The sequence below is a fragment of the Streptomyces sp. NPDC050422 genome (assembly GCF_044458665.1).
Lineage (GTDB): Bacteria > Actinomycetota > Actinomycetes > Streptomycetales > Streptomycetaceae > Streptomyces.
Genome location: NZ_JBITIE010000017.1, coordinates 78,462 through 92,527, shown reverse-complemented (window position 1 = coordinate 92,527; position 14,066 = coordinate 78,462). Strand labels below are relative to the sequence as shown.

General features: G+C 71.4%; 11 protein-coding genes and 1 pseudogene. 4 read left to right on the top strand and 8 right to left on the bottom strand.

Going from position 1 to position 14,066, the window contains the following annotated elements; genetic code table 11:
- Nucleotides 1-75 precede the first annotated feature (75 nt).
- The 3 genes and pseudogenes from ACIBJG_RS26330 to ACIBJG_RS26320 form a co-directional block, all read left to right on the top strand.
- Nucleotides 76-936, top strand: coding sequence for a helix-turn-helix domain-containing protein (locus ACIBJG_RS26330; protein WP_399310934.1), 861 nt, complete (start codon nucleotides 76-78; stop codon nucleotides 934-936).
- Nucleotides 933-1,784, top strand: coding sequence for a class I SAM-dependent methyltransferase (locus ACIBJG_RS26325; protein ID WP_399310933.1), 852 nt, complete (start codon nucleotides 933-935; stop codon nucleotides 1,782-1,784). Before ACIBJG_RS26330 ends, ACIBJG_RS26325 begins: the two co-directional genes overlap by 4 nt.
- 263 nt (nucleotides 1,785-2,047) lie before the next feature.
- A pseudogene (locus ACIBJG_RS26320) lies at nucleotides 2,048-2,358 on the top strand (RbsD/FucU domain-containing protein); the annotation flags it as partial.
- 118 nt (nucleotides 2,359-2,476) lie between these two features.
- Here the strand turns inward: ACIBJG_RS26320 and ACIBJG_RS26315 are convergent.
- From ACIBJG_RS26315 to ACIBJG_RS26295, 5 genes are all read right to left on the bottom strand, one after another.
- On the bottom strand, nucleotides 2,477-3,163 hold the full coding sequence (locus tag ACIBJG_RS26315; protein WP_399310931.1) for a class F sortase: 687 nt from the start codon (nucleotides 3,161-3,163) through the stop codon (nucleotides 2,477-2,479).
- Nucleotides 3,160-4,626 (bottom strand): hypothetical protein, encoded by a 1,467-nt coding sequence (locus ACIBJG_RS26310; protein WP_399310929.1) that lies wholly within the window; start codon nucleotides 4,624-4,626, stop codon nucleotides 3,160-3,162. The genes ACIBJG_RS26315 and ACIBJG_RS26310 overlap by 4 nt, the downstream gene beginning before the upstream one ends.
- Nucleotides 4,627-4,682: 56 nt before the next feature.
- A complete protein-coding gene (locus ACIBJG_RS26305) occupies nucleotides 4,683-6,233 on the bottom strand; it encodes an FAD-dependent monooxygenase (protein WP_399310928.1) in 1,551 nt (516 codons plus the stop codon).
- Nucleotides 6,234-6,307: 74 nt separating this feature from the next.
- Nucleotides 6,308-7,285, bottom strand: a complete 978-nt coding sequence (gene rarD / locus ACIBJG_RS26300; RefSeq protein WP_399310925.1) for an EamA family transporter RarD — start codon at nucleotides 7,283-7,285, stop codon at nucleotides 6,308-6,310.
- A 142-nt stretch (nucleotides 7,286-7,427) separates the two neighbouring features.
- Nucleotides 7,428-8,288 carry an SDR family oxidoreductase gene (locus ACIBJG_RS26295; RefSeq protein ID WP_399310923.1) on the bottom strand — a complete coding sequence of 287 codons (861 nt, stop codon included), beginning with the start codon at nucleotides 8,286-8,288 and terminating at the stop codon, nucleotides 7,428-7,430.
- Nucleotides 8,289-8,515: 227 nt separating this feature from the next.
- On the opposite strand from ACIBJG_RS26295, the gene ACIBJG_RS26290 reads away from it, so the two are divergent.
- Nucleotides 8,516-8,866, top strand: coding sequence for a winged helix-turn-helix transcriptional regulator (locus ACIBJG_RS26290; RefSeq protein ID WP_399311171.1), 351 nt, complete (start codon nucleotides 8,516-8,518; stop codon nucleotides 8,864-8,866).
- A 19-nt stretch (nucleotides 8,867-8,885) separates the two neighbouring features.
- Here the strand turns inward: ACIBJG_RS26290 and ACIBJG_RS26285 are convergent, their stop codons facing one another.
- The 3 genes from ACIBJG_RS26285 to ACIBJG_RS26275 form a co-directional block, all read right to left on the bottom strand.
- Nucleotides 8,886-10,841, bottom strand: coding sequence for an APC family permease (locus ACIBJG_RS26285; protein WP_399310921.1), 1,956 nt, complete (start codon nucleotides 10,839-10,841; stop codon nucleotides 8,886-8,888).
- 194 nt (nucleotides 10,842-11,035) lie between these two features.
- The gene (locus ACIBJG_RS26280; RefSeq protein ID WP_399310919.1) at nucleotides 11,036-12,094 is read right to left on the bottom strand and encodes a 2-oxoacid:ferredoxin oxidoreductase subunit beta; all 1,059 of its coding nucleotides are present in this window, start codon (nucleotides 12,092-12,094) and stop codon (nucleotides 11,036-11,038) included.
- Entirely contained in the window at nucleotides 12,087-14,051 is a 1,965-nt protein-coding gene (locus ACIBJG_RS26275) for a 2-oxoacid:acceptor oxidoreductase subunit alpha (protein WP_399310917.1), read from the bottom strand. The genes ACIBJG_RS26280 and ACIBJG_RS26275 overlap by 8 nt, the downstream gene beginning before the upstream one ends.
- Between the last annotated feature and the right edge of the window lie 15 nt (nucleotides 14,052-14,066).

Sequence of the window (14,066 nt, the reverse complement as noted above, 5' to 3'; positions counted from 1 at the left end):
TCTTCCGTAGGACCGGACTTCCTGGTATTGGCAGGGCCACCTTCGCGGGGCAGCACTGTGGCCATACTGGAGGGCATGGACGATCTCGCGGGCTTTCTGCGGACCCGGCGTTCCCGGGTCGATCCGGCGGCCGTCGGCATCCCGACCGACAGCCGTCGCAGAGTCGAAGGGCTGCGCCGCGAGGAGGTCGCCCACCTGTCCGGGGTCAGCGTCGACTACTACGTACGCCTGGAGCAGGGCCGCGCGACCCAGCCGTCCGCCCAGGTCCTCGACGCGCTCGCCCGCGTCCTCGGCCTCGACGAGACCGAGTGCGAGCACCTCCACCGGCTCGCCCGGCAGTGCCGCCGCCGCGCGAAGGCGCCGGGCGGGCGGGTCCGGCCGGAGGTGCTGCGCGTCCTCGATCTGGTCGTCGACGCACCCGCGATGATCATGGACCACCGGCTGGACGTCCTTGCCGGGAACCGCCTCGCCGGGCTTCTCTACGGTCGGCCGATGCCGGGTCTGAACACCGCCCGGCACCTCTTCCTGGAGGAGGCCGAGCGCGGTTTCTACGCGGACTGGGAGACCTGCACCCTCGACGCGGTCGGGCACCTGCGGCTGGCCGCCGGTACGTATCCCGACGATCCCCGGCTCGCTTCCCTCATCGGTGAGTTGGCGATGGGCAGCGAGCGATTCCGCCGGCTCTGGGCGCGTGCGGATGTGCGAGCCCGCACCCATGGCCGCAAGGCGTTCCAGCACCCGCTGGTCGGGCTGCTGGAACTGCACCAGGAGAACTTCGCGCTGCCCGGCGAGGGCGGGAGGGAGTTGCTGGTGCTGTCGGCGCCCCCGGGCAGCCCGGCCGAGGACGGGCTGCGTCTGCTCGCGGGCCTGGACGCGGAGAGCGGTGCCGGGCATCCGGCGGTGAATCCGAAGCGGCCTGCCACACTGCGGAGATGAACGGACACTCTCCCGACGGCAACTCTCCCGGCGACGCGCTCAGCGTGAACCGTGCCCTGTGGGACGCCCGGGCCCGTACGCATGGCACGACTCCCAACGACCTTCTCTACGACGTTGATTCGTTCCTGGCGGGCCGGCAGACGCTCTATGGGATCGAGCGGGAGCTCGCCGGCGATGTGACCGGACGGGATGTGCTGCATCTGCAGTGCCACTTCGGTATGGACACGCTCAACTGGGCTCGTCTGGGTGCCACGGTCACCGGGGTCGATTTTTCGTCGACGGCGGTCGCCCGGGCGCGGGAGCTGGCCGAACTCGCGGGGCTGAAAGCCGAGTTCATCGAGGCGGACACGCAGAACCTGCCGTCCGGCCTGGCGGGCAGGTTCGATCTGGTGATCGCCACCTACGGAGTGCTGTGCTGGATCGGGGACCTCGACGCGTGGATGCGCGGTGCGGCGATGGCGCTGCGGCCGGGTGGGAGGCTGGTGCTGGTCGACCTGCATCCCGCCTACCAGACCCTGGCCAGCTACGAGCCGCTCGTGGCCGACTGGCCCTACGGCGGAGGAGAGCCCCAGCGGGAGGTCGTCACGGACACCTATGCGGACCCGGACCATCCGATGGCCGCGCAGGAGGTGGTCGAGTACCCGCACTCGGTGGGCGAGATCGTGACAGCTGCGGCCGGGTCCGGAATGATCGTCGACCGGCTCGTCGAGCACACCGAGGCCGAGATCCCCGGACGCCGCATCCTGCCCCAGGGGCCCGACGGCACTCGTCGGTTCCCGTTCGGTGACACCTATCTCCCGATCCTCTTCTCGCTCCGAGCGCGATCACCCCGAGCGGTCACTGCCTAGCCCTTCCGCGGCGTGGTGGCCCGCCCGCGCCGGATCGAGGCCGAGCGCGCGGGCTCGGGCGGCGTCCGCGCCGTCACCGTGTCGCCGGCGCCATGGCCCGCCCGGTCTGCCACGAGGCCATCGACCACTTGTGCGGGGCTCCCGGCCCTCGGCTCACCGCTCCCGGCCACCCACCGGTCCCGCACGGGTCGGGGAGCCCGCGTGGGCGGGTGGCAGGGCCCCGTACACCACGCTCGCTCATCTGAGCGCACGCATCACGATCTGACCGGCACCTCGCAGGGGCGCCGGCCGAACTCGGCCACGGCGACGAGGTACTTGTCTGTGACGCGGGCATGCCGATCCCGCCCGGCCCGCGCATGGTCGACCTGGCCTTCCGGGCAGGGGTCCCCTCCTTCACGAGGTCCGCACGGCGGCCCCCGGCACGGACCGGCTGCCCGCCGACCGGCTGCCCGGACTGGAATACGTCAGCTACGAGGAGTTGAAGGCCCGCACGGCCGGAGCCGGGATGGTGGTCCGCACCGGCGAGGCGACGCCGTACGCCAACGTGTCCCTGCGGTGCGGGGTCTTCTTCTGATCCGTACGTACGCCTCTTTGCCGGCTCTGACGGCGTGTGGCCCCCTCGTGCACCGCACGAGGGGGCTTCGGGGCGTTCGGCACGGTTCGCGTTCCTCCCGGCTCCGGGCCGACCGCACTCAGGAGTCGTGAAGGACGTTCTCGCTCGGAACGGTGGGTTCCGGAGGCCGGATCGACACCAGGCGGGCGAAAGCCACCACGTTCGACTGGTAGCCGCCCGCAGCCGCGTCGTAGGCGCCGCCGCAGGTGAGCAGGCGGAGTTGGGCGTCCTTCGTCCGGCCGTAGACGCGGGTGCTCGGGAAGTCGCTCTTCTCGAACTCCTCGATCGCGTAGATGCGGAAGGTCGCGACCGTCCGGTCCGCCCGGCGCACGTCGACCGTCGCGCCGGGGCGCAGCGTGTCCAGTCCGGCGAAGGCGGCCGGGCCGGTGGGGGTGTCGACGTGGGCGACCACGATCGCGTTGCCGGGGGAGCCAGGGGTCACCCCGTCCCGGTACCAGCCGGCCAGATTGCGTTCCGCCGGGTCGGGCACGCCGAGCTTGCCCCGGCTGTCCAGGGTCAGGTCCACCAGGGGAGCGCTGACGTGGAGGGCGGGAATGCCGACGCGGAGGGGGCGGGAGGCGGGCAGGGGGGCCGTCGTCGTGGACGCGGCGCCGGACCGGGGGGCGGCGGGGGTGCCGGGCTCCGTCACGGGGGAGCCCAGGAGCAGGACGAGTGCCGCCGCGGCGGCCGGGATCAGCCCGGCCGCCGCGATCAGGCGCGGGAACGGCCGCCGTGACGGCCGTTCCCGCGGGGTGCGCGCGCTCAACCGCGTCGGCGCCGGAGGGTGCGGAGCCCGCCGAGAGCGGCGCTCGCCGCCGCCAGCAGCCCGGCCGCCAGACCCATACCGGCGAGGCCGGTCGATCCGCTGCCGGTCAGGGCCGTGGAACCGTCGCCCGCGTCGACCGGACCGTCGGGCATCGGGCCGTTGCCGTGACCGTTACCGTGGCCACCGCCCCAGTGGCCGTTCCCGGGGCCGTTCCCGTTTCCGTGTCCGGGCGGGGTCGGCTTGGGGTGGTGGGGATGCGTGGGGCTGGGTGACGGGCTGGGCTCCACGTCCTGTGCGGTGATCCGCGTGCGGTCCGTCGCGCTGACGCCGGTGCGCTGCGGCCCGTCGACACCGGCGATGACGACGGTCAGTTCGGTCGTCACGTCGAGTGTGCCCGTGGGCGCGCCCTCGGCGGCGGCGAGGGTGAAGGCGGCGCCGGCCTTTCCGCCGGGCTCCAGCGTGCCGCCGGCCCGGAGGTTGGTCCGCAGTTCGCCGGTGAGCGTGCCGTCCGTCCCCTGGGTCAGGGGGACTTCGGAGCCTTCGGACATGACGGTCAGCTGGTTCGCCTGGAGTCCGGCAGGTCCCTTGAGCGTCAGGTGCGTGCCGATGCCGGGGTACTGCGGTCCGTCGGCCGGGTCGGTGTAGGAGGCGTCGGCCGGGCGGGGGCCGTCCCCCGCCTCGATCTCCTCGGGCACGGTGAGCGCGGCCGTCGCGCGGCCGGTGACGGCGAAGTCCCAGGTGGTGCCCTTGGCGGTGATGTTGTCGACGTAGGTGTTGAGCCTCCCGTTCACGGCGTCGCCGAGCCGGCCGATGTTGGCGATCACCCCGTACGCGCCCTCGCACTCCGCGATGAAGTGCGACAGCGGGGCGTCCCCGCCCGCCGGGATGCCGGCCACGGCGCGCGAGGTCCGCATCACCGAGTCGCCGGTGAACCGGTACTGCTGCCAGGTGTCCGGCTTCAGTGCCTCGCCCTGCACGTCCGTGTTGCTGCCGGGTTCGAACGACAGGGTGGTGAATCCGCCGCAGGAGGCCGGGAGTTGCAGGTTGGCGCCGATGTTGGTGACGCTGGAGCCCTCGGTGGAGGTGTACGCCCAGTACGAGATGCCCGCGTCCAGCAGCGGCTGCATGGGCTCGGGCGTCCAGGTCGCGTTGAAGTAGTGGGCGGCCTGGGCCTGCTCGCCGGGGCCGATGGCCAGGCGCAGGCTGCCGTTCAGGTGGACCGGGTCGGGCTTGGGGGAGACCTCCTGGATGCCGGGGTCCCGGTCGGGGGTCGTCTCCTGGAGCCGGAACCAGGGGCCCGTCGGGCCGAGGCCCGACGGGTGGACGGTCTGCACGGTGTCGTCCGCGCCCGCGGTGGGAGCGATTCCGCAGGCGAGGAGCGTCAGGGCGGAAAGGGCGGCGGTGGTGGTCGCGGTGCGCAGGAGCGTGCGTGACGTCCCGGAGGTGCGCAGGGGTCGGGTCATAAGTGTGAGGAGAATATAAACTGTGCGTCAGCGGGTGGTGACCCGCCGTAACGAGTTCAAGCTCGCTCCAATGCCGCAGCGCTCAGGTACTGCGCGACCGCCCGCACGTCCGTGGCGGGGGCGATCAGTCCGACGTGGTTGTCCGGGCGGATCAGGACCAGGACGTCCTCGCCGGGCGCGATGCCGTACGCCGAGCGGGCGTGGCCGTCGTCGTCGGCCAAGCCGTGCGTGCCGCCCGCGTCCACTCCGTACGCCAGCAGTTCGCCCTCATGCGCCGCCGACGCCTCCCGCAGCGCGGCTGCCGTGCCCGCGCCGAAGCCGAGCAGGGTGAAGTGCGGCCCGGCGAAGGCCTCGAACAGCCGGCGGGGGGCGCCGGTGGCCACATCGCGGCAGGGCGCGTCCGGGGCGCGGTCGCCCGCCCGCAGCCGGGGTGTGGCGCCGAGGCGGGCCAGTGAGCTCCAGCGGTAGCCGTCGCCCAGGCCGTTGGTGCGCGGAGCCACCGCCGTGTCCAGGCCGCCGCCCGGCTCCTTGATCGCCTCCAGCGTGGCCCGCAGCCGTTCCGCGCTGAGGTTCAGGACGTCGGCCGCGACGGGCAGTCGCTCCTCCTCGTACGTGTCGAGCAGGGCCGGATCCGCCTGCCCGGAGGCGACCCGGGCGAGCTTCCAGCCGAGGTTGTACGCGTCCTGGATGCCGGTGTTCATGCCCAGCCCGCCCGCGATCGAGTGCACATGCGCGGCGTCGCCCGCCAGGAACACCCGGCCCACCCGGTAGCGGTCCACCATGCGCTCGTTGACCCGGTAGGTGGAGAGCAGGGCGGCCTGCGACAGCAGGTCGCCCGGCAGCCCCGTGTGCTTGGCGAACAGCCGCTGGAAGCTCTCCAGCGACGGCGGTACGGGGGCGCCCGAGGCGTCCGTCTCGGGACCGGCCTGGAACCACCAGCCCGACCGGGTGCCGGGGATCGGGCAGAGCATCACGGCGCCGTCCTCGTCGAACCACTGGTGCCAGAAGCCGCGGTCCGGCCCCTCGGCCTCGACGTCGCCGCAGACCATCATCTGCGTCTCGTCCGTCTTCCCCTCGAACGGGATGCCGAGCAGTTTGCGCACCGCGCTGTGGCCGCCGTCGCAGCCGACGACGTACCGCGCCTCGATCTCGCCGCCGTCGGCGAGCGTGGCGGTCACGGACATGTCGCCCTGCGCCAGGCCCACGAGTTCGCGGCCGAGCCCGACCCGTACGCCGTACGTCTGGAGCCGGTCCCGCAGGACCTCCTCCAGTCGCCACTGGGCGATCATCCGGGGCCGGGCGTAAGGGGAGTCCGGTGTCGGGTGCACGTCCGCGAAGGGGGCGGCGTCGGCGATCGCCACCCCGCCCCGGTACTTGCGCATGGGCAGCGGCGCGGCCCCGGCGGCCAGTGCCTCCTCGGCGACTCCGAGGTCCTCCAGGACCTCCAGTGAGCGCGAGTTGGGCCCCTTGGCCCGTGAACTGCGCGGGAACTGCGGGGCCTTGTCGATGATCGCCACGTCGACGGCCCGCCGGGCGAGATCGATGGCCAGGGTCAGTCCGGTCGGTCCGGAGCCGACGATCAGCACGGTGGTCGGGGATGTGGGCATGCGTACTCCTCGGGTGCGGGCGCGGGCGCGAGGCCGTGGACACCAAGGGAAACGCAACTAAGTTAAAAAAGCAACTAGGTAATGAGTCGCGGGGTGGCAGGCGTCTCCGCCTCGGCCGGGGTGGCCTGCTTCGCCGCGGCCAGCCGTGCGGCCTGTGCCTGCGCCCGCGTACGCCGTGACGTCCGCAGCGCATCCCAGGTCAGTAGCGTGAGGGCCAGCCAGACCAGCGCGAAGCCCGCCCAGCGCTCCGGCGGCATCGCCTCGTGGAAGTAGACGATCCCGAGGATGAACTGGAAGACCGGCGCCAGGTACTGCAACAGGCCGAGCGTGGAGAGCGGCACCCGGATCGCGGCCGCCCCGAACAGGACCAGCGGGACGGCGGTCACCAGGCCGGTCGCCGCGAGCAGTGCGGCATGGCCGGCGCCCCCGGAGAGGAAGGTCGAATCGCCCTGCGCGCCCAGCCACACCAGATAGCCGAGCGCGGGCACGAACAGCACCGCGGTCTCGGCGGTGAGCGACTCCAGGCCGCCCATGTTGACCTTCTTCTTCACCAGCCCGTACGTCGCGAACGAGAAGGCCAGGGTCAGCGAGATCCACGGCGGCTGCCCGTAGCCGATCGCCAGCACGAGCACCGCCGCGACGCCCGTACCGACCGCCACCCACTGTGCCGGGCGCAGCCGTTCGCCGAGGAGCAGGACGCCCATGGCGATGGTGACCAGCGGATTGATGAAGTAGCCGAGGGACGCCTCGACGACATGTCCGTTGTTCACGGACCAGATGTACAGGCCCCAGTTGACGGTGATCACGGCCGCGGCGACGGTGATCAGCCCCAGCTTCCTCGGCTGCCGCAGCAGCGCGCCGATCCAGGCCCAGCGGCGCAGGACGAGCAGCGCGATGCCGACGACGCCGAGGGACCAGACCATGCGGTGGGCGAGGATCTCGACCGCGCCGGACGGCTTCAGCAGGGGCCAGAAGAGCGGGACGACACCCCACAGGCCGTAGGCCGTGACGCCGGACAGGAGTCCGGCCCGCTGTTCGTTCTTACCCTTCACGGGCCCCTCCTGGCAGGTGTCCGTCGACGACTCCGTCAACCTGACGAAGGTAGCGCCGACGGGGTCCGGTGTCATTGCCGTATCGCCAGACGGTCATGACACCGGGCCCGGGGTCCCGTGGGTGCTTCCTGCCGTACGCCGCCTACTGGGCGGCGACCGCCGCCGCGACGGTCTCGGCGAGCGGCGTCGTCGGGCGGCCGATCAGCCGGGCCAGGTCACCGCCGGTGTGGGCCAGCAGCCCGCGCCGGATGCCCTCGTCCACGCCGACGAGGATCGCCGCGAAGCCCTCGGGCAGGCCGGCCCCGACCAGGATCTCCTGGTGCGCGGCGCCCGGGACGTTCTTGTACGCGATCTCCTTGCCGGAAGCCTTGGCGACCTCGGCCGCGTACTCCGTGAGCGACCAGGCGACGTCCCCGCTCAGCTCGTAGGCCTTGCCGAGGTGGCCCTCGCCGGTCAGGACGGCCGCGGCCGCGGCCGCGTAGTCGGCGCGGGTGGCCGAGGCGACCCTGCCCTCGCCCGCGTTGGCCACGACGGCGCCGTGGGCCAGGACGGGGGCCAGGTTCGCGGTGTAGTTCTCCGTGTACCAGCCGTTGCGCAGGAACGTGTACGGCAGGCCGGAGTCGAGGATCAGCTGCTCGGTCACCTTGTGCTCGTCGGCCAGCGCGAAGTCCGCGTCGGGGCCGCCCAGGACGCCGGTGTACGCGAGCTGCGCCACGCCCGCCGCCTTGGCCGCGTCGATGACCGCGGTGTGCTGCGCGACGCGGCTGCCGACCTCGTTGCCGGAGATGAGCAGCACGCGGTCACCGGTCCGGAAGGCGTCGGTCAGCGTCTCGGGGCGGCTGTAGTCGGCGATGCGGAGCTCGACGCCGCGGGCGGCGAGGCCGGCGGCCTTCTCCTTGTCGCGGACGACGGCGGCGATCCCGCTCGCGGGGACGGTGGTCAGCAGCTGCTCGACGACGAGGCGGCCGAGCTCTCCGGTGGCTCCGGTGACGACGATGCTCATGGGGTGTTTCTCCTCTTCGGGTGCTTATGTTCCTGTTCAGGCGTTCTGATACTCACCTTAAGGGTGGCACTAACCAAGCGAAAGTACCCACTTTGAAGTAAGGTACCGACATGAGCGTAAGCAACATGGAGCGACGGCCCGACGCGCGGCTCGGTGAGCGGCTCGCGGCGAGGCCCGATGGGCGCCCGGATGCGCGCACCGATGGGCGCCCCGATGTGCGGGAGCCGATGTGCCCCTCCCGGCTGGTCCTCGAACACGTCACCAGCCGCTGGGGTGTCCTGGTGCTCGCGGCCCTGCTGGAGCGCTCGTTCCGCTTCAGCGAACTGCGCCGCGAGGTCGGCGGCGTCAGCGAGAAGATGCTGGCGCAGACCCTCCAGACCCTGGAGCGCGACGGCTTCGTGGACCGGGACGCCAAGCCGGTGATCCCGCCGCGGGTCGACTACACGCTCACCGACCTGGGCCGGGAGGCGGCGGAGCAGGTGTGGGCTCTGGCGCGCTGGTCGGAACGGAGCCTGGACGCGGTGGACGCGGCGCGCGTGACGTACGACGCGCGCAAGGAGGGCCGGGCCTCCGCCTGAGCGGTGGTGCGTTCGGCCGTCAGGCCGGCCGGTGCCGGTGCCGCTCCTCCAGCGCGCGCAGCTCCCGCGAGACGTCGAACGGCAGGATCGTCACCACCACGTGCGGCAGTTGTGTCAGCGATTTCGCCATCTTCTCGCCCGTGCCCCGGTGCAGCATCTTGCCGAGTGCGTTGCTGTACGTACGCCGGGGCACCAGGACCGTCAGCCAGGTCTCCCCGTCCTCCGTGGTCCGGTACGCGAGCTCCTTCATCGCGTGGCGCAGCCGACGGTCCGGGCAGTTCACCAGCTCCAGGGCCACGGAGGTGGCGGCCGTCGCCCCCCAACGGGCGGCCAGCCGACCGGCGTACGCCTCGTCGATCGCGAAGTGCACCGCCCGGATCTCGTCGGGGCGCAGCTCATGGGCGTAGCGCAGGGCCTTCAGCGTGGCCAGGTCGAGTGCCTCGACGAGGACCATGACCAGATGGTGGCGGAAGGCCACCCGGTCGGCGCCCGGGGCCTGGATGCCCTGGAGCACGGCGGCCTCGCGGCGGTACTCGCGGTTGATCCGCGTCAGCGCCCACACCCCCAGCGGGAAGATCACCACGACCAGCCAGGCACCCTCGGTGAACTTGGTGACCGCGAAGATCAGCACGACGGCGGCCGAGGTGACCGCGGCGAGCCCGTTGAGCACGATCTTCGGCCTGCGGTACGGCTCCCGGCGCCGCAGGTGGTAGACGGCCAGCCCGGCCCCCGCCATGGTGAAGGCGGTGAACACGCCGATCGCGTACAGCGCCACCAGCTTGTCCACGCTGGCGCCGGTCACCAGCAGCAGCGCCAGTGAGACGACGGTCAGCGCGATGATGCCGTTGGAGAACGCGAGGCGGTGGCCGCGCCGGGTCAGCACCCGCGGCAGGAACCGGTCCTCGGCGACGAAGCTCGCGAGGTGGGGGAAGCCCGTGAACGGGGTGTTGGCACCGGTGTAGAGGACCAGTGCGGTCGCCAGCTGTACGAAGACCAGCCCGGCGGTGCCGAGGGTGCCGGTCCCGAAGGCCAGGTGGGCCTCCTGCGCGATGACGGTCGGGGTGCCGTCCGTGTACGGGACGGCGTGGGTGAAGTGCGCCAGCGTGGAGACGCCGAGCACGAGGAAACCGAGGATCACGCTCATGGTGAGGAGCGTGCGACGGGCGTTGCGGCCCTGGGGCTCGCGGAACGCGGAGATGCCGTTGGAGATCGCCTCGAGCCCGGTGAGGGACGAGCCGCCGTTGGCGAACGAGCGCAGCACGATGAAGAGCGAGGCGCCGTAGAGCCAGCCGTCGCCCGGGGTGCCGAGCGGCACGACACCGGGCGCGTGCAGATCGGCGTGCGGCAGGCCGCCGGTGAGCCCACGCAGCGCGGAGACGAACAGGACCAGGCCGAGGGCGGCCATGAACAGATAGGCGGGCAGCGCGAAGAGCCGGCCCGCCTCACGGACCCCGCGCAGATTCCCGTACGCGAGGATCACGATCACGGCGACGGAGACCGGGAGCTGGAGATGGTCCAGCCCGGTGAAGCCGCCCCCGGCCAGATGGGCGAGCGAGATGAGGGCGTTCGTACCGGCCGACACCTGCACGGCGACGGTCACGATGTAGTCGACGAGCAGTGCCACGGCGGCGATCTGCGCGACGTTCGGCCCGAAGTTCTCCCGGGCCACGACGTACGACCCCCCGGCCCGGGTGTAGATCGTCACCACATCGCTGTAACAGAGCGTCAGCAGCAGGAGGACCAGCAGGATCGCGAACGTGACCGGCATGAGTAGCGTGAAGGCGGCGGCGCCGACGACGGGCACGAGGACCCGGAGCATCTCCTCGGAGCCGTACGCGGACGAGCTGATGCAGTCGGAGGCGAGCACCCCGAGCGCCGTCCGGTTGTCCAGCTTCTCGTCGCTGATGTGCTCAGTGGTCAACGGCTTGCCGAGCAGCCGTCTCTTGATGCGGTACGCCGGACGGTCCAGAGTCATGGCCCCATCGTGCGCGGCCGCCGGGCGAGTCCCGGTCCGCAATCGCCGGACGTCCCGGAAGACAGCCCGTTCGGCAACACGACGCGGCCCCCGGGATCACTCCGGGAGCCGCGTCGACGCGTCGATCCGTGTGACGGGCGGGGCAGGTCCCCAGGGCCTCTCGTTCGGATCATGCCTGATCCGAACGAAAGGCCCTAGCCGGCCACGGTCCAGTTGTCGTTGCCCGCGAGCAGCGCGGCCAGGTCGCCCTTGCCGTGCTGTTCGACGGCGGTGTCGAGCTGGTCGGCCATGAGGGTGTCGTAGACCGGCCGTTCGACGTTGCGCAGCACCCCGATCGGGGTGTGGTGCAGGGTGTCCGGGTCGGCCAGCCTGCTGAGTGCGAAGGCGGTGGTCGGGGACGCGGCGTGCGCGTCGTGGACGAGGATCTGCGACCGGTTCTCCTCGGTGACGGCGACCACCTTCAGATCACCCGTCAGCGAGTCCCGTACGACCCCCTTGGAGTCGTCCGTGCCGAAGAGGATCGGCTGCCCGTGCTCCAGGCGGATCACCGCCTCCTGGGCCTGGTCCTTGTCCTTCAGGACCTCGAACGCGCCGTCGTTGAAGATGTTGCAGTTCTGGTAGATCTCCACCAGCGCCGTACCGGGGTGGTCGGCCGCCGCGCGCAGCACGCTCGTGAGGTGCTTGCGGTCGGAGTCGACGGTACGGGCGACGAACGAGGCCTCCGCGCCGATGGCGAGGGACACCGGGTTGAAGGGCGCGTCGAGCGAACCCATCGGCGTCGACTTGGTGATCTTGCCGACCTCGGAGGTGGGGGAGTACTGCCCCTTGGTCAGCCCGTAGATCCGGTTGTTGAACAGCAGGATCTTCAGGTTCACGTTGCGGCGCAGCGCGTGGATGAGGTGGTTGCCGCCGATGGACAGCGCGTCGCCGTCGCCGGTGACCACCCAGACGGACAGGTCCCGCCGGGAGGAGGCGAGCCCGGTGGCGATGGCCGGGGCGCGGCCGTGGATCGAGTGCATCCCGTAGGTGTTCATGTAGTACGGGAAACGGGACGAGCAGCCGATGCCGGAGACGAAGACGATGTTCTCCTTCGCCAGTCCGAGCTCGGGCATGAAGCCCTGCACGGCGGCGAGGACCGCGTAGTCGCCGCAGCCGGGGCACCAGCGCACTTCCTGGTCGGACTTGAAGTCCTTCATGGACTGCTTGGCCTCGGTCTTCGGCACCAGCTGAAGGAGTTCGTTGGTCTCAGGCATCGATGGCCTCCTGGAGGGCCGTCGCAAGCTGCTCGGCCTTGAACGGCATGCCGTTGACCTGGTTGTAACTGTGCGCGTCCACCAGGTACTTGGCCCGGATGAGCGTGGCCAGCTGCCCGAGGTTCATCTCGGGGACGACCACCTTGTCATAACGCTTCAGCACCTCGCCGAGATTCCGCGGGAACGGATTGAGGTGGCGCAGATGGGCCTGCGCGATCGGCTGCCCGGCGGCGCGCAGCCGCCGGACGGCCGCGGTGATGGGGCCGTACGTCGATCCCCAGCCGAGCACCAGGGTCTTCGCCCCCGCCGGGTCGTCGACCTCCAGGTCCGGGACCTCGATGCCGTCGATCTTGGCCTGGCGGGTGCGGACCATGAAGTCGTGGTTGGCGGGGTCGTACGAGATGTTCCCGGTGCCGTCCTGCTTCTCGATGCCGCCGATGCGGTGTTCGAGACCGGGCGTGCCCGGGACGGCCCAGGGGCGGGCCAGGGTCTGCGGGTCGCGCTTGTAGGGCCAGAAGACCTCGGTGCCGTCGGCCAGTTCGTGGTTCGGGCCGCCGGCGAACTGGACGCGCAGGTCCGGGAGCTGGTCGACCTCCGGGACGCGCCAGGGCTCGGAGCCGTTGGCCAGGTAGCCGTCGGAGAGCAGGAAGACCGGGGTGCGGTAGGTCAGGGCGATCCGGGCGGCGTCCAGCGCCGCGTCGAAGCAGTCCGCCGGGGTCCTCGGGGCCACGATCGGCACCGGGGCCTCGCCGTTGCGCCCGTACATCGCCTGGAGCAGGTCGGCCTGCTCCGTCTTGGTCGGCAGCCCGGTGGACGGGCCGCCGCGCTGGATGTCGACGATGAGCAGCGGGAGTTCGAGGGATACGGCCAGGCCGATCGTCTCGGACTTGAGCGCCACACCCGGGCCGGAGGTGGTCGTGACCGCGAGGCTGCCGCCGAAGGCGGCGCCGAGCGCGGCGCCGATCCCGGCGATCTCGTCCTCGGCCTGGAAGGTGCGGACGCCGAAGTTCTTGTGCTTGGACAGTTCGTGCAGGATGTCCGAGGCCGGCGTGATCGGGTACGAGCCCAGGTACAGCGGCAGGTCCGCCTGCCGGCCCGCGGCGATCAGACCGTAGGACAGCGCCAGGTTCCCCGAGATGTTGCGGTACGTGCCGGTGGGGAAGGCCTGCGACGCGGGGGCCACCTCGTAGCTGACCGCGAAGTCCTCCGTGGTCTCCCCGAAGTTCCACCCGGCCCGGAACGCCGCCACGTTCGCCTCGGCGATCTGCGGCTTCTTGGCGAACTTGGTCCGCAGGAACTTCTCGGTGTTCTCGGTGGGCCGGTGGTACATCCACGACAGCAGGCCCAGCGCGAACATGTTCTTGGAGCGCTCGGCCTCCTTGCGGGAGAGCCCGAACTCCTTCAGGGCCTCGATGGTGAGCGTGGTCAGCGGCACCGGGTGGACGTGGTACGCCTCCAGCGAGCCGTCCTCCAGCGGGCTGGTCTCGTACCCCACCTTCGCCATCGGCCGCTTGGTGAACTCGTCGGTGTTGACGATGATGTCGGCGCCACGCGGCACATCGGCGATATTGGCCCTGAGCGCGGCCGGGTTCATCGCCACCAGGACGTTCGGCGCGTCGCCCGGGGTCAGGATGTCGTGGTCGGCGAAGTGGAGCTGGAACGAGGACACACCCGGCAGGGTTCCTGCGGGGGCACGGATCTCGGCGGGGAAGTTCGGCAGCGTGGAGAGGTCGTTCCCGAAGGACGCGGTCTCCGAGGTGAACCGGTCACCCGTGAGCTGCATGCCGTCTCCGGAGTCACCCGCGAAGCGGATGATCACCCGGTCCAGGCGGCGGATCTCTTTCTCGCCGGTGCCTGCTGTTGCGGACTGGGGGGCACGCTGTCCCCCTACGAGTGCCTCATCGGCCTCATCGGCCTCATCGGCCTGTTCGGCTGGGCTACTGACCTGGCTGGTCACTTACTGGACCTCCCT